Annotated in this window: 14 protein-coding genes; 3 read left to right on the top strand and 11 right to left on the bottom strand. The window is 54.8% G+C overall.

Going from position 1 to position 18,984, the window contains the following annotated elements:
• Window positions 1–3 precede the first annotated feature (3 nt).
• Window positions 4–1,644 carry a dihydroxyacetone kinase subunit DhaK gene (locus ACMGGE_RS19225; RefSeq protein WP_420294057.1) on the bottom strand — a complete coding sequence of 547 codons (1,641 nt, stop codon included), beginning with the start codon at window positions 1,642–1,644 and terminating at the stop codon, window positions 4–6.
• Between the two features lie 137 nt (window positions 1,645–1,781).
• Here ACMGGE_RS19225 and ACMGGE_RS19220 point away from each other — a divergent pair, with 137 nt between their 5' ends.
• Window positions 1,782–3,284 carry a helicase HerA-like C-terminal domain-containing protein gene (locus tag ACMGGE_RS19220; protein ID WP_248222414.1) on the top strand — a complete coding sequence of 501 codons (1,503 nt, stop codon included), beginning with the start codon at window positions 1,782–1,784 and terminating at the stop codon, window positions 3,282–3,284.
• Here ACMGGE_RS19220 and ACMGGE_RS19215 read toward each other — a convergent pair.
• Window positions 3,264–4,205 carry a TIGR01212 family radical SAM protein gene (locus ACMGGE_RS19215; RefSeq protein WP_139125313.1) on the bottom strand — a complete coding sequence of 314 codons (942 nt, stop codon included), beginning with the start codon at window positions 4,203–4,205 and terminating at the stop codon, window positions 3,264–3,266. The genes ACMGGE_RS19220 and ACMGGE_RS19215 overlap by 21 nt on opposite strands.
• A 687-nt stretch (window positions 4,206–4,892) precedes the next feature.
• On the opposite strand from ACMGGE_RS19215, the gene gltB reads away from it, so the two are divergent.
• Together gltB and gltD are read left to right on the top strand one after the other, a co-directional pair.
• On the top strand, window positions 4,893–9,353 hold the full coding sequence (gene gltB / locus ACMGGE_RS19210) for a glutamate synthase large subunit (RefSeq protein WP_420294056.1): 4,461 nt from the start codon (window positions 4,893–4,895) through the stop codon (window positions 9,351–9,353).
• 9 nt (window positions 9,354–9,362) lie between these two features.
• Window positions 9,363–10,781 carry a glutamate synthase subunit GltD gene (gltD, locus tag ACMGGE_RS19205; protein ID WP_014833470.1) on the top strand — a complete coding sequence of 473 codons (1,419 nt, stop codon included), beginning with the start codon at window positions 9,363–9,365 and terminating at the stop codon, window positions 10,779–10,781.
• Between the two features lie 64 nt (window positions 10,782–10,845).
• Here the strand turns inward: gltD and ACMGGE_RS19200 are convergent, their stop codons facing one another.
• The 9 genes from ACMGGE_RS19200 to rplM form a co-directional block, all read right to left on the bottom strand.
• The gene (locus ACMGGE_RS19200) at window positions 10,846–11,520 is read right to left on the bottom strand and encodes a DUF1120 domain-containing protein (RefSeq protein WP_196365203.1); all 675 of its coding nucleotides are present in this window, start codon (window positions 11,518–11,520) and stop codon (window positions 10,846–10,848) included.
• A 185-nt stretch (window positions 11,521–11,705) separates the two neighbouring features.
• Window positions 11,706–12,266, bottom strand: a complete 561-nt coding sequence (locus ACMGGE_RS19195; RefSeq protein WP_048028813.1) for a hypothetical protein — start codon at window positions 12,264–12,266, stop codon at window positions 11,706–11,708.
• A complete protein-coding gene (locus ACMGGE_RS19190) occupies window positions 12,263–14,677 on the bottom strand; it encodes a fimbrial biogenesis outer membrane usher protein (protein WP_420294055.1) in 2,415 nt (804 codons plus the stop codon). Before ACMGGE_RS19190 ends, ACMGGE_RS19195 begins: the two co-directional genes overlap by 4 nt.
• A 15-nt stretch (window positions 14,678–14,692) precedes the next feature.
• Entirely contained in the window at window positions 14,693–15,397 is a 705-nt protein-coding gene (locus tag ACMGGE_RS19185; protein WP_045910125.1) for a fimbria/pilus chaperone family protein, read from the bottom strand.
• Between the two features lie 120 nt (window positions 15,398–15,517).
• The gene (locus ACMGGE_RS19180; RefSeq protein ID WP_262778752.1) at window positions 15,518–16,195 is read right to left on the bottom strand and encodes a DUF1120 domain-containing protein; all 678 of its coding nucleotides are present in this window, start codon (window positions 16,193–16,195) and stop codon (window positions 15,518–15,520) included.
• A gap of 448 nt (window positions 16,196–16,643) precedes the next feature.
• Window positions 16,644–17,141: a ClpXP protease specificity-enhancing factor gene (sspB, locus tag ACMGGE_RS19175; protein WP_045355426.1), complete on the bottom strand. Its 498-nt coding sequence runs from the start codon at window positions 17,139–17,141 to the stop codon at window positions 16,644–16,646.
• 5 nt (window positions 17,142–17,146) lie between these two features.
• Window positions 17,147–17,785 carry a stringent starvation protein SspA gene (gene sspA, locus ACMGGE_RS19170; protein WP_025756674.1) on the bottom strand — a complete coding sequence of 213 codons (639 nt, stop codon included), beginning with the start codon at window positions 17,783–17,785 and terminating at the stop codon, window positions 17,147–17,149.
• A gap of 308 nt (window positions 17,786–18,093) precedes the next feature.
• Complete coding sequence (gene rpsI, locus ACMGGE_RS19165) at window positions 18,094–18,486, bottom strand: 30S ribosomal protein S9 (RefSeq protein ID WP_003860436.1); 393 nt, start codon at window positions 18,484–18,486, stop codon at window positions 18,094–18,096.
• 15 nt (window positions 18,487–18,501) lie between these two features.
• On the bottom strand, window positions 18,502–18,930 hold the full coding sequence (gene rplM, locus ACMGGE_RS19160; protein WP_003860434.1) for a 50S ribosomal protein L13: 429 nt from the start codon (window positions 18,928–18,930) through the stop codon (window positions 18,502–18,504).
• Between the last annotated feature and the right edge of the window lie 54 nt (window positions 18,931–18,984).

Genomic DNA, 18,984 nt, shown 5'->3' with positions numbered 1-18,984 from the left:
CTTTCACTGCTGCGCCAATACGTCAAATACTTCCGCTACCGCGACCGCTCCCGGATCCATCACCCCATCCAGGTTCTCTTTATTGACATACGACGAGCGTCCCGCGCCGGCTTTCGCCATTTTCGACGTTGCTTCTGCGCCCTGCTGCGCGGCCTGCGCTGCCGCCTGAATATTGCCTTTCTGTAACGCCTCCAGTGCCGGTTGCAGCGCATCGATCAGCGTGCGATCGCCAAGATCCGCTCCGCCGTACTGCTTCATCTGCGCAAGTCCGCTGAGCAAGGCCTCCGGGAGCGTCTGACCATCGTGAAGCTTTTGCCCGGCCGCGGTGAAGAAGATCGACATCAGCACCCCGCTCGACCCGCCCATCACCGTGGCTAGACGCTCGCCAACCAGCAGTAGCAGCTTAGACACGTCATTAAGCGGGAGCGTGTTCTCCTCCAGGCGCTGCGCAATATCCCGCGCCCCTTGCGCAAAGGTAGAGCCGGTATCGCCATCCCCCACCCTGGCATCCAGCGCGTTCAGGCGGTTTTCCAGCTGGATCAGCGTTGTCGACACGGAGGAGACAAACGCACGCACCTGGGGATTGTCAGAGGGGGTATACTCCACACGGTCATGAATGGCGCTATGCGCCACGGTACGCAGTGGCGCAAACGCGACGGGCTTCTGCCAGCCCAGCGTCTCGACGTCGGCGTGAATCGCCTTTTCGAAGAAATCGTTGAGCTTCAGCAGCGTCAGAGAAAAGCCTTTCATATCCAGCGCGCTGACCAGCGGCGCAGGGCCAATCAGGTACGCGATACTCTCTTTCAGCGCCGAATGCGCCAGCTCTTTGGTCAGCAGCGCCATCTCCAGCGCCGATACGCCGCCAAGATTGTTAATCAGCACCGCAAAACGCCCCTCACCCGCCTGCGCGCTTAACGGCGTCACCAGGGTGTCGATAATGGCTTTGCTGTTTTGCGTATCTACCACGGAAGCCCCGGGCTCGCCGTGAATGCCCAGGCCCAGCTCGACATGGCCTTGTTTAATGCGCCCCTCTTCATCGTCGCTGCCCGGCAGGTTGCAGGTTTGCATCGCCACGCCCAGGCTCCAGAGGTTATCGCAGGCCAGTTGCGCAATATCCCGCACCTCGCTCAGCGATTTCCCCTGCTCCGCCGCGTAGCCCGCAATCTTGTGCACCAGTGCCGTACCGGCAATACCGCGCGGCTGCTTGTTATCCGGCAGCGCGATATCGTCTGCCACAATCACCATCTCCACCTTCAGGCCGTAGCGTTTGGCCTTCTCGGCCGCCAGGCCAAAGTTCAGGCGGTCGCCGGTGTAGTTTTTGACGATCAGCAGACAGCCGCGATCGCCCGTGACCGCGACAATGGCATTCAGCACCGCATCCACGCTCGGCGAGGCAAACAGATCGCCGCACACTGCCGCCGTCAGCATCCCTTTGCCGACAAACCCGGCGTGTGCGGGTTCGTGGCCTGAGCCGCCGCCGGAGATCACCGCCACGCGGCTTTTGTCCCAGTCGCCGCGGGCGACGATCCTGATGGCCGGATCGATATCAAGTTTGACGAGATTGGCATGTGGCGCAGAAAGCAGTATGCCTTCAATGGCATCGTTGACCAGCTGTTTGCGATCGTTAAAAAAGAATCTGGACATAGTTTCCCACTATTTTGTGAACCGTATGCAAAAGCATAGTCCGCGCTGGATAATGCGCCGCAAAGTCAGGAATTTACTCAACCAAATTGCTATCAGGTCGCCTATACTCCACCCAGGACTAAGAGAGGAAGCGCATCATGAGTACACCATTGTTAATTGCCCGGACGCTGGAAAAAGAGCTCTATTTACTGCCCGCGATGGCGAACCGCCACGGTCTGATCACCGGCGCGACCGGGACGGGGAAAACCGTCACCCTGCAAAAGCTGGCGGAGTCGCTTTCGGAGATTGGCGTACCGGTCTTTATGGCTGACGTAAAAGGCGATTTAACCGGTGTGGCTCAGGAAGGGACGGCCTCTGAAAAACTGCTCGAACGGCTGAAGAATATTGGCATCACGGACTGGACGCCCCACGGTAACCCGGTGGTGGTGTGGGACATCTTCGGTGAAAAAGGCCACCCGGTACGCGCCACCGTCTCCGATCTTGGCCCGCTGCTGCTGGCCCGTCTGCTTAACCTCAACGACGTGCAATCCGGCGTGCTGAATATTATCTTCCGCATTGCCGATGACCAGGGGCTACTGCTGCTTGATTTCAAAGATCTGCGCGCCATTACGCAGTACATCGGCGATAACGCCAAATCCTTCCAGAACCAGTACGGCAACATCAGCAGCGCCTCGGTGGGCGCTATTCAGCGCGGGCTACTGACGCTTGAGCAACAGGGCGCTGAACATTTCTTTGGTGAACCCATGCTGGATATCAAAGACTGGATGCGCACCGACAGCAGTGGCAAAGGCATTATTAACATCCTGAGCTCAGAGAAGCTCTACCAGATGCCGAAACTCTACGCCGCCAGCCTGCTGTGGATGCTCTCCGAACTCTATGAACAATTACCCGAAGCAGGCGATCTGGAAAAACCGAAGCTGGTGTTCTTCTTTGACGAAGCGCATCTGCTGTTTAACGATGCACCTCAGGTACTGCTGGATAAGATCGAACAGGTTATCCGCCTGATCCGCTCCAAAGGCGTCGGCGTCTGGTTTGTCTCGCAAAACCCGTCGGATATCCCCGACAACGTGCTCGGGCAGCTCGGCAACCGCGTGCAGCATGCCCTGCGCGCCTTTACGCCGAAAGATCAGAAAGCGGTGAAAGCCGCCGCGCAAACCATGCGCGCCAATCCGGCCTTTGATACCGAAGCGGCGATTCAGGCGTTAGGCACCGGTGAAGCGCTGATCTCGTTCCTCGATCCGAAGGGCAGCCCGTCCGTGGTGGAACGTGCCATGGTCATTGCGCCTTGCTCGCGCATGGGGCCGGTGACCGACGATGAGCGCAACGGCCTGATTAACCACTCTCCGGTTTACGGGAAATATGAAGACGAGGTGGATCGCGAGTCCGCGTTCGAGATGCTGCAAAAAGGGGTCCAGGCGACAACGGAATCGCAGGATGCACCTGCCGCTAAAGGGCAATCAGTCGCCGTGGATGACGGCATTCTCGGTGGGCTCAAAGACATTCTGTTCGGCAGCACCGGGCCGCGCGGCGGCAAGCGCGATGGCGTAGTGCAGACCATGGCGAAAAGCGCAGCCCGACAGGTCACCAATCAGATCGTGCGCGGCATGCTGGGGAGTTTGTTAGGCGGCCGTCGCCGGTAGACGCGGAACCCACGGGCGGCCCAGCGCCGAACCCTGAACGCCGTTCTCCTGCAGGTAGCGGTCTATTTCCACCATCCCCGTCCAGCGGTTCTCACACCACAGCGGTGCCAGAAGCGTTGGGCGGCGGGCGCTGGCCGAGATGCGGTGGTAGACAATCTCCGGTGGCGTGTGGCGAATCATCTCCCCCGCCGTCACCGTATAGTCCTCAAGCTCGATACCGCTTAACCGCCCGGCCTCCCAGGCTTTCGCCATAATGCTGCCTTTCACGATATGCAGCGGATGCAGCTTGATGCCGTCCACGCCGGTTTCAACGACCCTTTCCAACGTTTCAAGGCCATGCTGTTGACCTTCGCCGGGTAACCCAACAATCAGGTGCGAACAGACCTTCAGCCCGCGCTCGCGGGCCAGCCGCGTGGTGCGTTGGTAGCAGGCAAAATCATGCCCACGGTTAATGCGGTGCAGCGTTTTGTCATGTGCCGTTTGCAAGCCCAGCTCCAGCCAGATCTCGTAGCCTTGTTCTTTGTACTCGCTGAGCAGGTCCAGCACCGCGTCCGGTACGCAGTCCGGGCGGGTTCCCACGCACAGCCCAACGATACTGGCCTGGCTGACGGCCTGCTGATACATCGAACGCAATACCTGCACCTCCGCCCACGTGCTGGTATAAGCCTGAAAATAGGCCAGATACTGCTTCGCGCGGTTCACCAGGCTGGCCTGGTGGGCAAGCTGCTCAGCGATAGAATGGTGCTGCTGCGCTTCATCGGCAAACGACGCGACGTTACAGAAGGTGCAGCCGCCGCGCCCGATGGTGCCGTCGCGATTCGGGCAGCTAAACCCGCCGTGCAGCGTCAGCTTATGAACCTTTTGCCCGTACCGCTGCAAAAGATCCCCACCAAACATATTGACTAATTTCTGTAACTGCATAATCTGATAGACCGTCCCGGAGAAAGGGGACAAGCCTGCCATTTTTAGCCTCTGTCGGCGATGACCTGGATCAATCGCCCTGGACGGCCTTTATCTATATGAATAAATACTCAGGATTACTGCAATTTCATTCACGCCGTACGTAATTACTTTTCCTTATGTTCTGATTGTTTTTTTCATTTATAGCGCCAGCACTGAAAAACAGTGTGTTTATGCGGGTTTGCAGACAATGCCAGATTATTATTCTGCTATAAAACCGCTATTCAGCACGCTACATTGATAATACCGCTTTCATATAGTGAGTCAGATCACACTCCGCTGCGCTCTTTCAGGGCATTCAATCAATGTAAAACTAGTTAAATAACCTTTAAATACAATTAGATAATCTCTCTTTAGCACATTTTTGTATAAATAAGATTGCCATTTGACCTGTGTACCAATTCCCGATAAGTTGGAAATCCGCTGGAAGCTTTCTGGATGAGCGGCCTGCTCATCATATTTATGCAGTAATTGAGATTCCCTCTGAAGCAAGTCCTCAAACTTGTTTACCTGCGCGAAAGGATGAAAAAGAGGGCGAATGCGAGGTCCGCGTATGAAACGCAAACCCCGTCGCCATGCTCTTTCTGTGCCTGTGCGCCACGGTAAAGTTCAGTGGGAAGCCCGACGAGCCTGGGGAGGTTCACTGATATGTTGTACGATAAATCCCTTGAGAAGGATAACTGTGGTTTCGGCCTGATCGCCCACATAGAAGGCGAACCTAGCCACAAGGTAGTGCGTACTGCTATTCACGCACTGGCCCGTATGCAGCACCGTGGCGCCATCCTTGCCGATGGTAAAACCGGCGACGGTTGCGGCCTGCTGCTGCAAAAACCGGATCGTTTCTTCCGTATCGTGGCGGAAGAGCGCGGCTGGCGTTTAGCCAAAAACTACGCTGTCGGCATGCTGTTCCTGAATCAGGATCCTGAAAAGGCTGCCGCCTCACGCCGCATCGTCGAAGAAGAACTTCAGCGTGAAACCCTGTCGATTGTCGGCTGGCGCGATGTGCCAACCAACGAAGGGGTGCTCGGTGAAATCGCCCTCTCCTCGCTGCCTCGTATTGAACAGATTTTCGTCAACGCGCCTGCGGGCTGGCGTCCGCGTGATATGGAACGCCGTCTGTTTATTGCCCGCCGCCGCATTGAAAAACGTCTCCAGGACGATAAAGAGTTCTACGTCTGTAGCCTCTCTAACCTGGTGAACATCTATAAAGGTCTGTGTATGCCGGCTGACCTGCCGCGCTTCTACCTGGACCTGGCGGACCTGCGTCTGGAATCGGCCATTTGCCTGTTCCACCAGCGCTTCTCCACCAACACCGTACCACGCTGGCCGCTGGCTCAGCCGTTCCGCTACCTGGCGCACAACGGCGAGATCAACACCATCACCGGTAACCGCCAGTGGGCCCGCGCCCGTACCTATAAATTCCAGACGCCGCTGATCCCCGATCTGCACGATGCCGCGCCGTTCGTGAACGAAACCGGCTCGGACTCCAGCTCAATGGATAACATGCTGGAACTGCTGCTGGCGGGCGGGATGGATATCGTGCGTGCTATGCGTCTGCTCGTGCCGCCGGCCTGGCAGAACAACCCGGATATGGATCCTGAGCTGCGCGCGTTCTTCGACTTTAACTCCATGCACATGGAGCCGTGGGACGGTCCGGCGGGCATCGTCATGTCCGACGGTCGTTTTGCCGCCTGTAACCTGGACCGTAACGGCCTGCGTCCGGCGCGCTACGTCATCACCAAAGACAAGCTCATCACCTGTGCCTCTGAAGTCGGCATCTGGGATTACCAGCCAGACGAAGTGGTCGAGAAAGGCCGCGTCGGTCCGGGCGAGCTGATGGTGATCGACACCCGCGGTGGGCGCATCCTGCACTCCGCCGAAACCGACAACGATCTTAAGAGCCGCCACCCGTACAAAGAGTGGATGGAGAAAAACGTGCGTCGTCTGGTGCCGTTTGAAGATCTGTCGGACGAAGAAGTGGGCAGCCGCGAGCTGGACGATGACACCCTCGCCAGCTACCAGAAGCAATTTAACTACAGCGCGGAAGAGCTGGACTCCGTCATCCGCGTGCTCGGTGAAAACGGCCAGGAAGCGGTCGGCTCGATGGGTGACGATACCCCGTTTGCTGTGCTCTCCAGCCAGCCGCGCATCATCTATGATTACTTCCGTCAGCAGTTCGCGCAGGTGACTAACCCGCCAATCGATCCGCTGCGTGAAGCACACGTGATGTCGCTGGCCACCAGCATCGGTCGCGAGATGAACGTCTTCTGCGAGGCCGAAGGCCAGGCGCACCGTCTGACCTTTAAATCGCCGATCCTGCTGTACTCCGATTTCAAACAGCTCACCACTATGAAAGAGGAGCACTACCGCGCCGACACGCTCGACATTACCTTCGACGTGAACGAGGCGAGCCTCGAAGAGACGGTGAATGCGCTGTGTGACAAAGCCGAACAGATGGTGCGTAACGGTACCGTGCTGCTGGTATTGTCCGACCGCAACATCGCGAAAAACCGTCTGCCGGTACCGACCCCGATGGCAGTGGGCGCTATCCAGACGCGTCTGGTCGATAAGAGCCTGCGCTGCGACGCCAACATCATTGTTGAAACCGCAAGCGCGCGCGATCCGCACCACTTTGCCGTGCTGCTGGGCTTTGGCGCGACGGCGATCTATCCGTACCTGGCCTACGAAACGCTGGCCCGTCTGGTGGATACCCGCGCGATCGACAAAGATTATCGCGCGGTGATGCTGAACTACCGTAACGGTATCAACAAAGGTCTGTACAAGATCATGTCCAAAATGGGCATCTCGACCATTGCCTCCTACCGCTGCTCGAAGCTGTTTGAAGCGGTCGGCCTGCATGACGAGGTCGCCAACCTCTGCTTCCAGGGCGTGGTCAGCCGCATCGGCGGCGCCGGTTTTGCTGACTTCCAGCAGGATCTGGTGAACCTGTCCAAACGCGCCTGGCTGGCACGTAAGCCGCTGGATCAGGGCGGTCTGCTGAAATACGTTCACGGCGGCGAATACCACGCCTACAACCCGGACGTGGTGCGCACGCTGCAGCAGGCGGTTCAGAGCGGCGAATACCGTGATTATCAACAGTATGCTGAGCTGGTGAACAACCGTCCGGCGGCAACGCTGCGCGACCTCATTGCCCTGAATCCAGGTGATGAAGCGGTCAGCATTGACGACGTTGAGCCGGCATCCGAACTGTTTAAACGCTTCGATACCGCGGCGATGTCCATCGGCGCCCTGAGCCCGGAAGCCCACGAAGCGCTGGCGGAAGCCATGAACAGCATCGGCGGTAACTCTAACTCCGGCGAAGGCGGTGAAGATCCGGCCCGTTACGGCACCAACAAGGTGTCTCGTATCAAGCAGGTGGCATCCGGCCGCTTTGGCGTGACGCCAGCGTACCTGGTCAACGCCGACGTGATTCAGATTAAGGTCGCTCAGGGTGCGAAACCGGGCGAAGGCGGTCAGTTACCGGGTGATAAAGTCACGCCGTACATCGCCAAACTGCGCTACTCGGTACCGGGCGTGACGCTGATCTCCCCGCCGCCGCACCACGATATCTACTCTATCGAGGACCTGGCGCAGCTGATTTTCGACCTGAAGCAGGTCAACCCGAAGGCGATGATCTCCGTGAAGCTGGTTTCCGAACCGGGCGTCGGCACCATCGCGACCGGCGTGGCGAAGGCCTATGCGGACCTTATCACCATCGCCGGTTATGACGGCGGTACCGGTGCAAGCCCGCTCTCCTCCGTGAAATATGCGGGTTGTCCGTGGGAGCTTGGCCTGGTGGAAACCCAGCAGGCGCTGGTGGCTAACGGTCTGCGTCATAAGATCCGTCTGCAGGTGGATGGCGGTCTGAAAACCGGCCTCGACATCATCAAGGCGGCGATCCTCGGTGCGGAAAGCTTCGGTTTCGGTACCGGTCCAATGGTCGCGCTGGGCTGTAAATACCTGCGTATTTGCCACCTTAACAACTGCGCAACCGGCGTTGCAACCCAGGACGAGAAGCTGCGTAAGAACCACTATCACGGCCTGCCGTTCAAAGTGACTAACTACTTTGACTTCATCGCCCGCGAAACCCGCGAGCTGATGGCGCAGCTGGGCGTGAAGCGTCTGGTAGACCTGATTGGCCGCACCGACCTGCTGAAAGAGCTGGAAGGCTTCACCGCCAAACAGCAAAAGCTGGAGTTGAGCAAGCTGCTGGAAACCGCGCAGCCGCATCCTGGCAAAGCGGTCTACTGCACCGAGAACAACCCGCCGTTCGATAACGGCGTGCTTAACGCGCAGCTGTTGCAGCAGGCGAAGCCGTATGTGGACGACAAGCAGAGCAAAACGTTCTGGTTTGATATCCGCAACACCGACCGTTCCGTGGGTGCCTCCCTCTCCGGTTACATCGCGCAGACGCACGGTGACCAAGGGCTGGCGGCCGATCCGATTACCGCGCACTTCAGCGGTACCGCGGGTCAGAGCTTCGGCGTGTGGAACGCAGGCGGCGTTGAGCTATATCTGACCGGCGATGCTAACGACTACGTCGGCAAAGGCATGGCGGGTGGTCTGCTGGCGGTGCGTCCTCCGGTCGGCTCAGCCTTCCGCAGCCATGAAGCCAGCATTATCGGTAACACCTGCCTGTACGGCGCGACCGGCGGTCGTCTGTTCGCAGCAGGTCGTGCGGGCGAGCGTTTTGCGGTGCGTAACTCCGGTGCCATCACCGTGGTGGAAGGCATTGGCGATAACGGTTGTGAATACATGACGGGCGGGATTGTTTGCGTTCTGGGTAAAACCGGCGTGAACTTCGGCGCAGGCATGACGGGTGGTTTTGCCTACGTCCTGGATGAAGACGGTGAGTTCCGCAAACGCGTGAACCCGGAGCTGGTGGAAGTGCTGGACGTTGACACGCTGGCTATCCACGAAGAACACCTGCGCGGTTTGATTACCGAACACGTGCAGCATACCGGTTCTTCGCGCGGCGAAGAGATCCTGGCGAACTGGCCGGCGTTCTCTGCGAAATTCGCGCTGGTTAAGCCGAAGTCCAGCGATGTTAAAGCCCTGTTGGGTCACCGTAGTCGTAGCGCAGCAGAGCTGCGCGTGCAGGCGCAGTAAGGAATTCAGATGAGCCAGAACGTATACCAGTTTATCGACCTGCAGCGTGTTGATCCGCCAAAGAAACCGCTGAAGATCCGTAAAATTGAATTTGTTGAAATCTACGAGCCGTTTTCAGAAGGCCAGGCCAAAGCACAGGCAGACCGCTGCCTGTCCTGCGGTAACCCTTACTGCGAATGGAAATGTCCGGTACATAACTACATCCCGAACTGGCTGAAACTGGCCAACGAAGGACGTATTTTTGAAGCCGCCGAGCTCTCTCACCAGACCAACACCCTGCCGGAAGTGTGCGGCCGCGTGTGTCCTCAGGACCGTCTGTGCGAAGGTTCCTGTACGCTGAACGACGAGTTCGGCGCGGTGACCATCGGCAACATCGAGCGCTACATCAACGATAAAGCGTTTGAGATGGGCTGGCGTCCGGACATGACCGGCGTGAAGCAAACCGACAAGCGCGTGGCGATCATCGGCGCGGGCCCGGCGGGCCTGGCCTGTGCGGACGTGCTGACCCGCAACGGCGTGAAGGCGGTGGTCTTTGACCGTCATCCGGAGATCGGCGGCCTGCTGACCTTCGGTATCCCGGCCTTCAAGTTGGAAAAAGAGGTCATGACCCGTCGCCGCGAAATCTTCACCGGCATGGGCATTGAGTTCAAACTGAACGTGGAAGTGGGCCGCGACGTGCAGCTCGACGACCTGCTGAAGGATTACGACGCCGTGTTCCTGGGCGTGGGCACCTATCAGTCCATGCGCGGCGGTCTGGAGAACGAAGACGCGCCGGGCGTGTACGACGCGCTGCCGTTCCTGATTGCCAACACCAAGCAGATCATGGGCTACGGCGAAACCGCCGATGAGCCTTTCGTCAGCATGGAAGGCAAACGCGTGGTGGTGCTGGGCGGCGGTGATACCGCGATGGACTGCGTGCGTACCTCCATTCGTCAGAATGCGGCACACGTGATCTGCGCCTACCGTCGTGACGAAGAGAACATGCCGGGCTCTAAGCGCGAAGTGAAAAACGCGCGTGAAGAGGGCGTGGAGTTCCAGTTCAACATCCAGCCTCTGGGTATTGAAGTGAATGCCAACGGTAAAGTGAGCGGCGTGAAGATGGCGCGTACCGAGATGGGCGCACCGGATGCGAAAGGCCGTCGTCGCGCCGAGATCGTGGCCGGTTCTGAACACGTGATCCCGGCCGACGCCGTGGTGATGGCGTTTGGTTTCCGTCCCCACAGCATGGAATGGCTGGCGAAGCACAGCGTTGAGCTGGATTCACAGGGCCGTATTATTGCGCCAGAAGGTAGCGATAACGCGTTCCAGACCAGCAACCCGAAAATCTTCGCCGGTGGCGATATCGTTCGCGGTTCCGACCTGGTAGTGACGGCGATTGCCGAAGGCCGCAAGGCGGCTGACGGGATACTGAATTACCTGGAAGTGTAAGAAAAAAGGGAATAAACCTTCCGGTTTATTCCCTTTGCTAAATAAAGCGTAATTAAAATATAAATTACAGATATTTCAGCGTAAAAGTTGCCTGCCCATCAATGCTGGTATCATCGGTAATTGCCAGCGTCGTGGTGTCCTGAATCGCAAGCGAAATAGCCATTGGTACAACGGCCTGAGTAAAGGCCAGTGGTGCCGTTTCTCCGGAGGTTGCAACAGTCACAATTTCACTGGCGTTATTCTGCATCAGCGAACCCACGTTAGACCAGGACGTTCCATTATCTGAGCTGTAGGTCACTCCGACTGCATTACCATCTGCCGTTACGCTGTCGGTTTTAACAAACATGCTGTAGTTACCAATCTTCACGTTGCCTGCCGTGGTGTTTACGCCAAACAGGTTTACCGGCTGGAGGACGTCAACACCGGCTACGGTACCGTTTTTAACGACCACATTCGCCGCCGTGCCGCTACGGTCATCATTCACGCTAAAGCCCACTTTGATAGGCGCCTGGCAGCTAATCGTCAGGGAGAAATCTTTTTGTCCCAGTTGGTTAACTGCGGTGGCGCTCAGCGAGCCCAGATTGACGGTGCCGTAGTCAATGGTGCCACCGCCGCTCAGCGTTGGGGTACAGGACGCATTAGTTAACGTACCTTTTAACTTCAAAACGGCGCTCGGGTCAGCTGCAAATGCAGAAGAGACACAAAGAGACAGAACAGTTGCAAGCCATACTTTTTTCATTCGTTAATCCTTAACGTTTAATCTATTTATAACAAACCAATTACGGCATTCATGCCGTTAAATGAATATATATCTTTCCTCCCAGCGCATTCACTTATCAGAAAGGATAAAAATATTCATTTCATCGACGACAAAAATAATGAAGCTTATTTTCTCTTCATGATTTTTATTTATTACCCGAACCACTACTTCGTCAGGAGGGTCCAGGTTAAATCACTTTCCAGTGCGGTTTGATCGGTGATGCGGCTAAACGCATTGTCATCCAGCACGGGTGATAGCGTCACCCGGAAATTCATCTGCTGGCCTGAAGGCACCTGATTATTATCAACCGCAATAACCGCTTCATTATTACGCACATAAAACGGCGAAGGGGTGCCGCTTTGCGGAGTAAAATTGAGCTGGTCGACCGTTTTACCGACGGTATAATTTTTACCATCGACGGTCATCTCATCGATTTTCACCGCCATCCCGCCAGACTGGCCGAATGTGAAGCGCCCTTTATCGCCTGCCGTCCCCTGCAGCAACACCGCCATTTGCTGCGGCTGCGGACAGTAAACGTTAACGTTGAGGGTACGGTCCGCCATTTTGTGCCAGTTCTGCTGGGTTTTATCGATATTATCTCGACGCATTTCGTGGTAATCCACCACTGGCTGCGAGAGCGTTATTTGGCAATCTTCCGCATGTGCAGTCGCCGCGAAGAAAAGTATCCCCAGCGCGGTTAATCCAACTGTTTGTTGATAATTCATCGGCATACTCCGTTTACTTCTTCATAGAAGGCATCTTCATCGCGTTTCTCTGGAAGAGCGAAATCGAGTTTGCACAGACGATTGTTGTTGGCATCCATGGCGTAGAGCGCCGATAGCTGATCCGCATCGTTGATAAAGACATGACCATCATCAACGACCGTAACAATGTAGTTGCCCTTCTCATCCACGACCGTCAGCCCTTTTTTCAGCGGCTGACCATCGGCTTGCTTCATACGCAGCATCACTCGACGGCTGTTTAGCACCCTGAAGTCAAGCTCGCTGACTGAAGCGTGACCTGCGGCGATATATCGGATGCCGTTTGCCAGCGTCATATTCTGCGGCAGCTTGTTGGCATCCACTTCAATACGCGAATTGCGCCACTCGTTAAGCGAAGGTACAACCGCCTGTCCCCAGGCATCGGTCCAGACCGTACCCTGTGGCGTGGCGATTTCTACCCCGCTTTTCTTCTCGCTCAGTCTGGCAATGGCAAAGGTATCGCGAATCGCATACGGCGAGAACGTCACGCCATTTTTGTGCATAGCGATGCCGCCCGCCAGGGTGGCGTTATAGTTACGCTGATTATCACCGCTGGTGCCGCCACCCACGCTCAGCTGGGTATAGTGCAGGTTGGTGTTGATGTTACCGTTGAAGCTATTATCACTGGAGGACTGGTCACGATCCGCGGCGATATAGTAGTGCGTGTTGTCGCCCAGTGAGCCGCTGTTGGCGACACCGTAAGTGGTATTGTCGCCCTGCTTGCGCATGTAGGTGCTCACAGATTGCCCTGGACTCAACGGAATGCTGACGTTGATGTACAGCATTTCATCATCCTGGTCATCATCGACGTTGCCCACAGCGCTTTGCCAGTTGGCAGTCACGCTGGCATATTTGAACGTCTTACCCCACGACAGAAGCAGATAGCGGGAATCTTCATAGTCCCCGCTGCTCTGGTTGTAGTTGAAGCCTGCTGAGAAAACGCCTGCCAGATCGGATGAAAAATGTACGCTGCCGGAATAGGCGTTATCGTATCCCTGGTAATCGTCGTCCATTGCTTCTGCCATCTCACGATAGCCGCCGCTGTAGTGCGTCGCGCTGGTGGAAAGCGAGACATGGGAGGAAAGCGTAAGGTCGCTTCCCAGCTCGGTTTTAAGGCCACTGTTGCTGTCACCAAACGATTCCTGGCTTGCCGCAACCGTCGTGGAAACGGACCAGAGGTCGTTAATCAGAAAATCGGTGCGACCGCCAGCCGCCTGGTAATCCTGAGCGGCAGTACCGGAGGCCAGAAGATTCATCCACGGGAAAATGCGCCAGCCGTCGGACACGTTCATCACCAGCGGATCGCTGTAGTCGCTGTCGATGCTGCGCACCTGACCCGCTGACACGGTAAGCCCCTGCGGGCGTGAAAGGTTGCGCTGCTTCACGGCGGCTGCAGGAACAATAAAGTGATTCGTTGAGCCGTCAGACTCCACGACGGAAACGTCCAAATCGACGTTGTTACGCGCAATCGGGACGTCATCCAGCGTAAATGGCCCCGCGGGCACGAGCGTACTGAAAATCAGCTGATTATTCTGGCGAATCTCCACGCGAGCCTGGGAAGAACGGGCAATGCCGGACACGCTGACGCCGCTACCGTCTCTTGTCAGCCCGTTGGTCGGCATAAGCTGGATGCCGGTAATGGGTATGCCGCTCAACACATTAGACAGGGCGTTAATTTCACCGACCTGCATGGTTAACTTCTGCGGGACAAAAACATGCTCCGCATAGGTGTAAATGCTGTCGGCATTTTTCTTGCCATTGTCATCCGTCAGGATGTAATTACTGCGAAGCGACCAGTCAAAAGCGTTGAAACCCGCTTCCAGATTGGCCTGCGAGTAGCGGGAATTGTCGCTACCGCCATATTCGTTACGGGTACTGAACAGCGAATAGTTGAGCATCCCGGCGGCACCGCCGTGCTGGAAGTTTCGGATATCCGACGACAGGCTGTTTACCGCTTCAGGCGGCAGGTATAACTCAACGGCTTCCTGGTTTGGCAACGCGTTGATTACCGCTTTCGGGTAATCGTCACGGATGTCATGGCACGCCTCGCCTGCCTTCAGCGGAACCGGCATAAGACCGGCGAAATCAAGCAGATCGTTATCAAAACACAGCACGCCGTCCTTATCGAAACGGACGGCGGCCATGCCGCGATCTTCACCATTCACTTTGACGTTCACGGAATGGGTTCCGGGCAGAAAACGCGGTGCTTCAGCGAAGTAATGGTTCAAATCGCTCGTTAACCCCAGCGTTTTCATTACTCCCGTATCAAACGTCACTTCCCTTGCGAGTACGGAAGCGGAGTCAAACATCATCAGAGGCAAGGTGCCGCAGAGAACTGCGCGGACACAAAGTGCAATACGGCTTTTTTTATTCACCGTTTTATCCCTATTTTATTTATTTAATTCAGAGGTAAAGCTCGGCACTTCAACGCCATAGCGGCTGGCCGGGAAAAATTTAACGTGGCTGTCACCACTGGTTGTTTTATTCAACGCAGCCGTCATCGTCTCACCTGGCAGAAGGTAAGTTTTGGAAAGCGTGGCGTTTGCGCCTGAAGGCTGTAATACGACTTTTTGCGCCAGACGGACAACGTACTTACTTGGGTTGGTGACTTTTACAGACGACCCGACGGTTGACCATTTGAGGTATTTCCATGCGTCCGTCACAACCCCCAGCGTAGCCGGGCGTATTAGCACTGGAATATCCTGGCGGATGTTAATACCAATTTTAATTTTTTTATCGTCATTTTTTGGCGGAATGCCGTCAAACGTTACGCGTTTGAAATGCTCAACGTCCAGCGGTTGCTTGCTTTGCAAAATAAAACGAAGCTGCTGCGTTTGACCGGGTTCAAGGCGAACGACAGGCTGCGTGACGATCAGCTTAAGCCCCTGATCATCCGGCAGGTCAACCACGTTTGTATATAAAAGGGATGGGTGTGAATCCGTATTTTTTACGTTGATGGTACCGCTGTGCGTGGCTTCATCAATAATCAGCAGACTGGTTTCCGGCACCATACCTTCTGCATGTACTGCAAAATGGGTAGAAAATAAAGCGAGGGTGAAAAGTGTTTTAAATATATTCGATTTTACGCATTGCATAATATTATCTCCTTGATAGCCCAACAGAACATTCCATGTTTATCGCGCTGTTAAAAAGAGAGTAAATGCAGAACATTCACTCTCTGGATTATTTTAAAATTACTTTTACTCAATAAAGTCTTACAGATAACGCAGGCTGATGGTCAACTGACCGTCAAGCTGAGTATCGTCGGTAATCGCCAGAGTTGCGGTGTTCTGAACAGCCAGTGAGGTTGCCAGCGGGAAGGTCGCGGTCTGGAAAGCCAGCGGGTCCAGAGTGCCCGTAGACGCGACGGTGAAATCACGAATATGGCTGCCCTGACTAGAACCGTTGGTAGACTTGGTCCAGTTGCCCGTTGCGTTCTGCTGATAGATTGGATCTGCCGCAGCACCATCAGCCGTTACGCTGTCAACTTTAACCATCAGAGCGTAAGTACCGATGTTAACGCCACCCGCAGTTTTGCCCACACCGTAAGTTTGACCAGCGCCGCTAAGAGATCCGCCACCAACCAGAGCGTTTGCAACGGTCAGGTTCGCATTAGAATCAGAGCGGTCATCAACCATATTCCAGGACACTTTTGTTGCCGCGGTGCAATTAATGGTCAGGTCGATATTTTTCTGGCCCAACTGGTTGGTTGCAGTCGCACTCAGATCGCCCAGGTTAATTGTACCGTAGTCAACAGTACCGCCGTTGCTCAGAACGGGTGTACATGCTGCATTGGTCAGCGTACCTTTAACCTTCAGTACCGCTGAAGGGTCTGCAGCAAATGCTGATGTCACACACAGAGAAAGCGCAGTCGCGAGTAAAACTTTTTTCACTTGTTAATCCTTAACATATGAGTAATTGCAATATTTAATCTAGTAATGATAAATACCTTTACCAGTTACTGATTGTCGTCATGCTTGTCAGCATGTGCACATAGTATTGTTTTTATAAATACATGCAATTTAGCAAAATTAACGATTCTATTAAGGATAACGAAAAACTGATCTTTTCCTTAATTTATTAAGGAATTACCCATTTAAAAAAAGAGATTAACATCAAAAAAAGAATACTACTCTGAATTTAACTTTACTTTTCTCAGCGCTTTGATATTACTTTACACCTCATTGATTCACACCATTTATAAATCTAGTTAATTATTAACCAGACAATAAAGAAATAAGAGATATAAACAATGCTTATTTAAAAATGTTGCAGCGGTTGATGGATATAAAGAAAAAAGCCAGTGAATCACTGGCTTTTATAAACGGACGACAAAGGGATTTATTTGACGACGCGTAGCGCCGGGCGACCACCGCGCGGAGGCGGATCGTCATCAGGGTCATTGTCGTCGTGATGATCGGGTTTGTCGCCATCGATAAGTGACATCACCGTGTCGCTTTCGCGCTCATCAGATGCATTGTCATCATTTAGGCTGGCAACCTCTTCATCGTACGCCGCTTCCGGCTCAAACATAGTACCCGCCCCGTTTTCACGGGCGTAGATAGCCAGCACAGCGGCCAGCGGCACGGAAACCTGACGCGGTACGCCGCCGAAACGCGCGTTGAAGCGCACTTCATCGTTCGCCAGTTCCAGATTACCCACCGCGCGCGGGGCGATGTTCAGTACGATCTGTCCGTCACGTGCGTATTCCATTGGAACCAGCACGCCCGGCAACGTCACATCCACAACCAGGTGCGGCGTGAGCTGGTTATCCAGCAGCCATTCATAGAAGGCGCGCAGCAGATACGGACGGCGTGGGGTAAGTTGTGACATTTCCACAGTCATTAGCCTCGGCCGAGACGCATTTCACGTTCCGGTTCAGTTAAAGATGCCAGGAAAGAGTCGCGTTCGAATACGCGAGTCATGTAGCCTTTCAGCTCTTTCGCGCCAGGACCGCTGAACTCTACGCCCAGGGTTGGCAGACGCCACAGCAGCGGTGCCAGGTAGCAGTCTACCAGGCTGAACTCATCGCTCAGGAAGAACGGCTTCTGACCAAACACCGGGGCGATTGCCAGCAGTTCTTCACGCAGTTGCTTACGCGCAGCGTCGGCTTCGGCAGCGGATCCGCTGGTAATCACGTTCATCAGCGAATACCAGTCTTTCTCGATACGCTGCATGTACAGGCGGCTTTCACCACGCGCAACAGGGTAAACAGGCATCAGCGGCGGATGTGGGAAACGCTCATCCAGATATTCCATAATGATACGGGATTCCCACAGGGTCAGCTCGCGATCCACCAGCGTCGGTACGCTTTGGCTCGGGTTGAGATCGATCAGATCCTGAGGCGGGTTATCCTTTTCCACATGCTCGATCTCAAAACTGACACCCTTCTCGGCCAGCACGATACGAACCTGATGGCTATAAATGTCAGTAGGACCAGAAAACAGCGTCATTACCGAACGTTTGTTGGCAGCGACAGCCATGAAAACCTCCAGGTATATTCAGAATTTTTACTGCTACCAGCCCAACAGGGGCCAGCCAGATGTTGTATCGCCCATCCCAGAGAAGACACATTGTTCAAGAATCGAACAAAAATCGAGTATTCACCGATATTTGGGCAGAAAATTGGATGATAGTTTACCAGATTTTGATGGCTTTGTGGTGAGGGGATTCTGGAAATGTGGAAAAAGAGAAGATATATGCATGGATATTGTGGATAACCTGCGCATTATCCATAAAAAAACCCGCCGAAGCGGGTTTTTCGCCAATCGTTCTGCGTAAGCAGAATGGATTAACGTTTGGAGAACTGTGGACGACGACGTGCTTTACGCAGACCCACTTTCTTACGTTCAACCTGACGCGCGTCACGAGTAACGAAGCCAGCTTTACGCAGTTCAGAACGCAGGGATTCGTCGTACTCCATCAGAGCGCGGGTGATACCGTGACGGATCGCACCTGCCTGACCGGAGATACCACCACCTTTAACGGTGATGTACAGATCCAGTTTTTCTACCATATCAACCAGTTCCAGCGGCTGGCGAACTACCATGCGGGCAGTTTCGCGACCGAAGTACTGTTCCAGAGAACGCTGGTTGATTACGATTTTACCACTGCCCGGTTTGATGAAAACGCGAGCTGCGGAACTTTTGCGGCGACCAGTGCCGTAGTATTGATTTTCAGCCATTGCCTATAATCCCGATTAGATGTCAAGAACTTGCGGTTGCTGTGCCGCGTGGTTGTGCTCGTTGCCTGCGTAAACTTTCAGTTTACGGAACATAGCACGACCCAGCGGGCCTTTTGGCAGCATGCCTTTAACCGCGATTTCAATCACACGCTCAGGACGGCGAGCAATCATCTCTTCAAAGGTCGCTTCTTTGATACCACCGATGTGGCCGGTGTGGTGGTAGTACATTTTGTCAGTACGCTTGTTGCCGGTTACAGCAACTTTATCAGCGTTCAGAACGATGATGTAATCACCGGTATCAACGTGCGGAGTGTATTCCGCTTTGTGCTTACCGCGCAGGCGACGAGCCAGTTCAGTAGCCAGACGGCCCAGAGTTTTACCGGTCGCGTCAACAACATACCAGTCGCGCTGTACGGTTTCTGGTTTAGCTGTAAAAGTTTTCATTAAAAGCTTACCCAAATAATAAGTTACACGTTGGTGAACACCCAAACGTTTAGT

It is taken from the genome of Enterobacter sp. BNK-22 (assembly GCF_048684805.1).
GTDB classification, from domain to species: Bacteria; Pseudomonadota; Gammaproteobacteria; order Enterobacterales; family Enterobacteriaceae; genus Enterobacter; species Enterobacter quasiroggenkampii.
The sequence above is the reverse complement of the archived record's forward strand: the minus strand, read 5'-3'. Positions and strand labels throughout refer to the sequence as shown.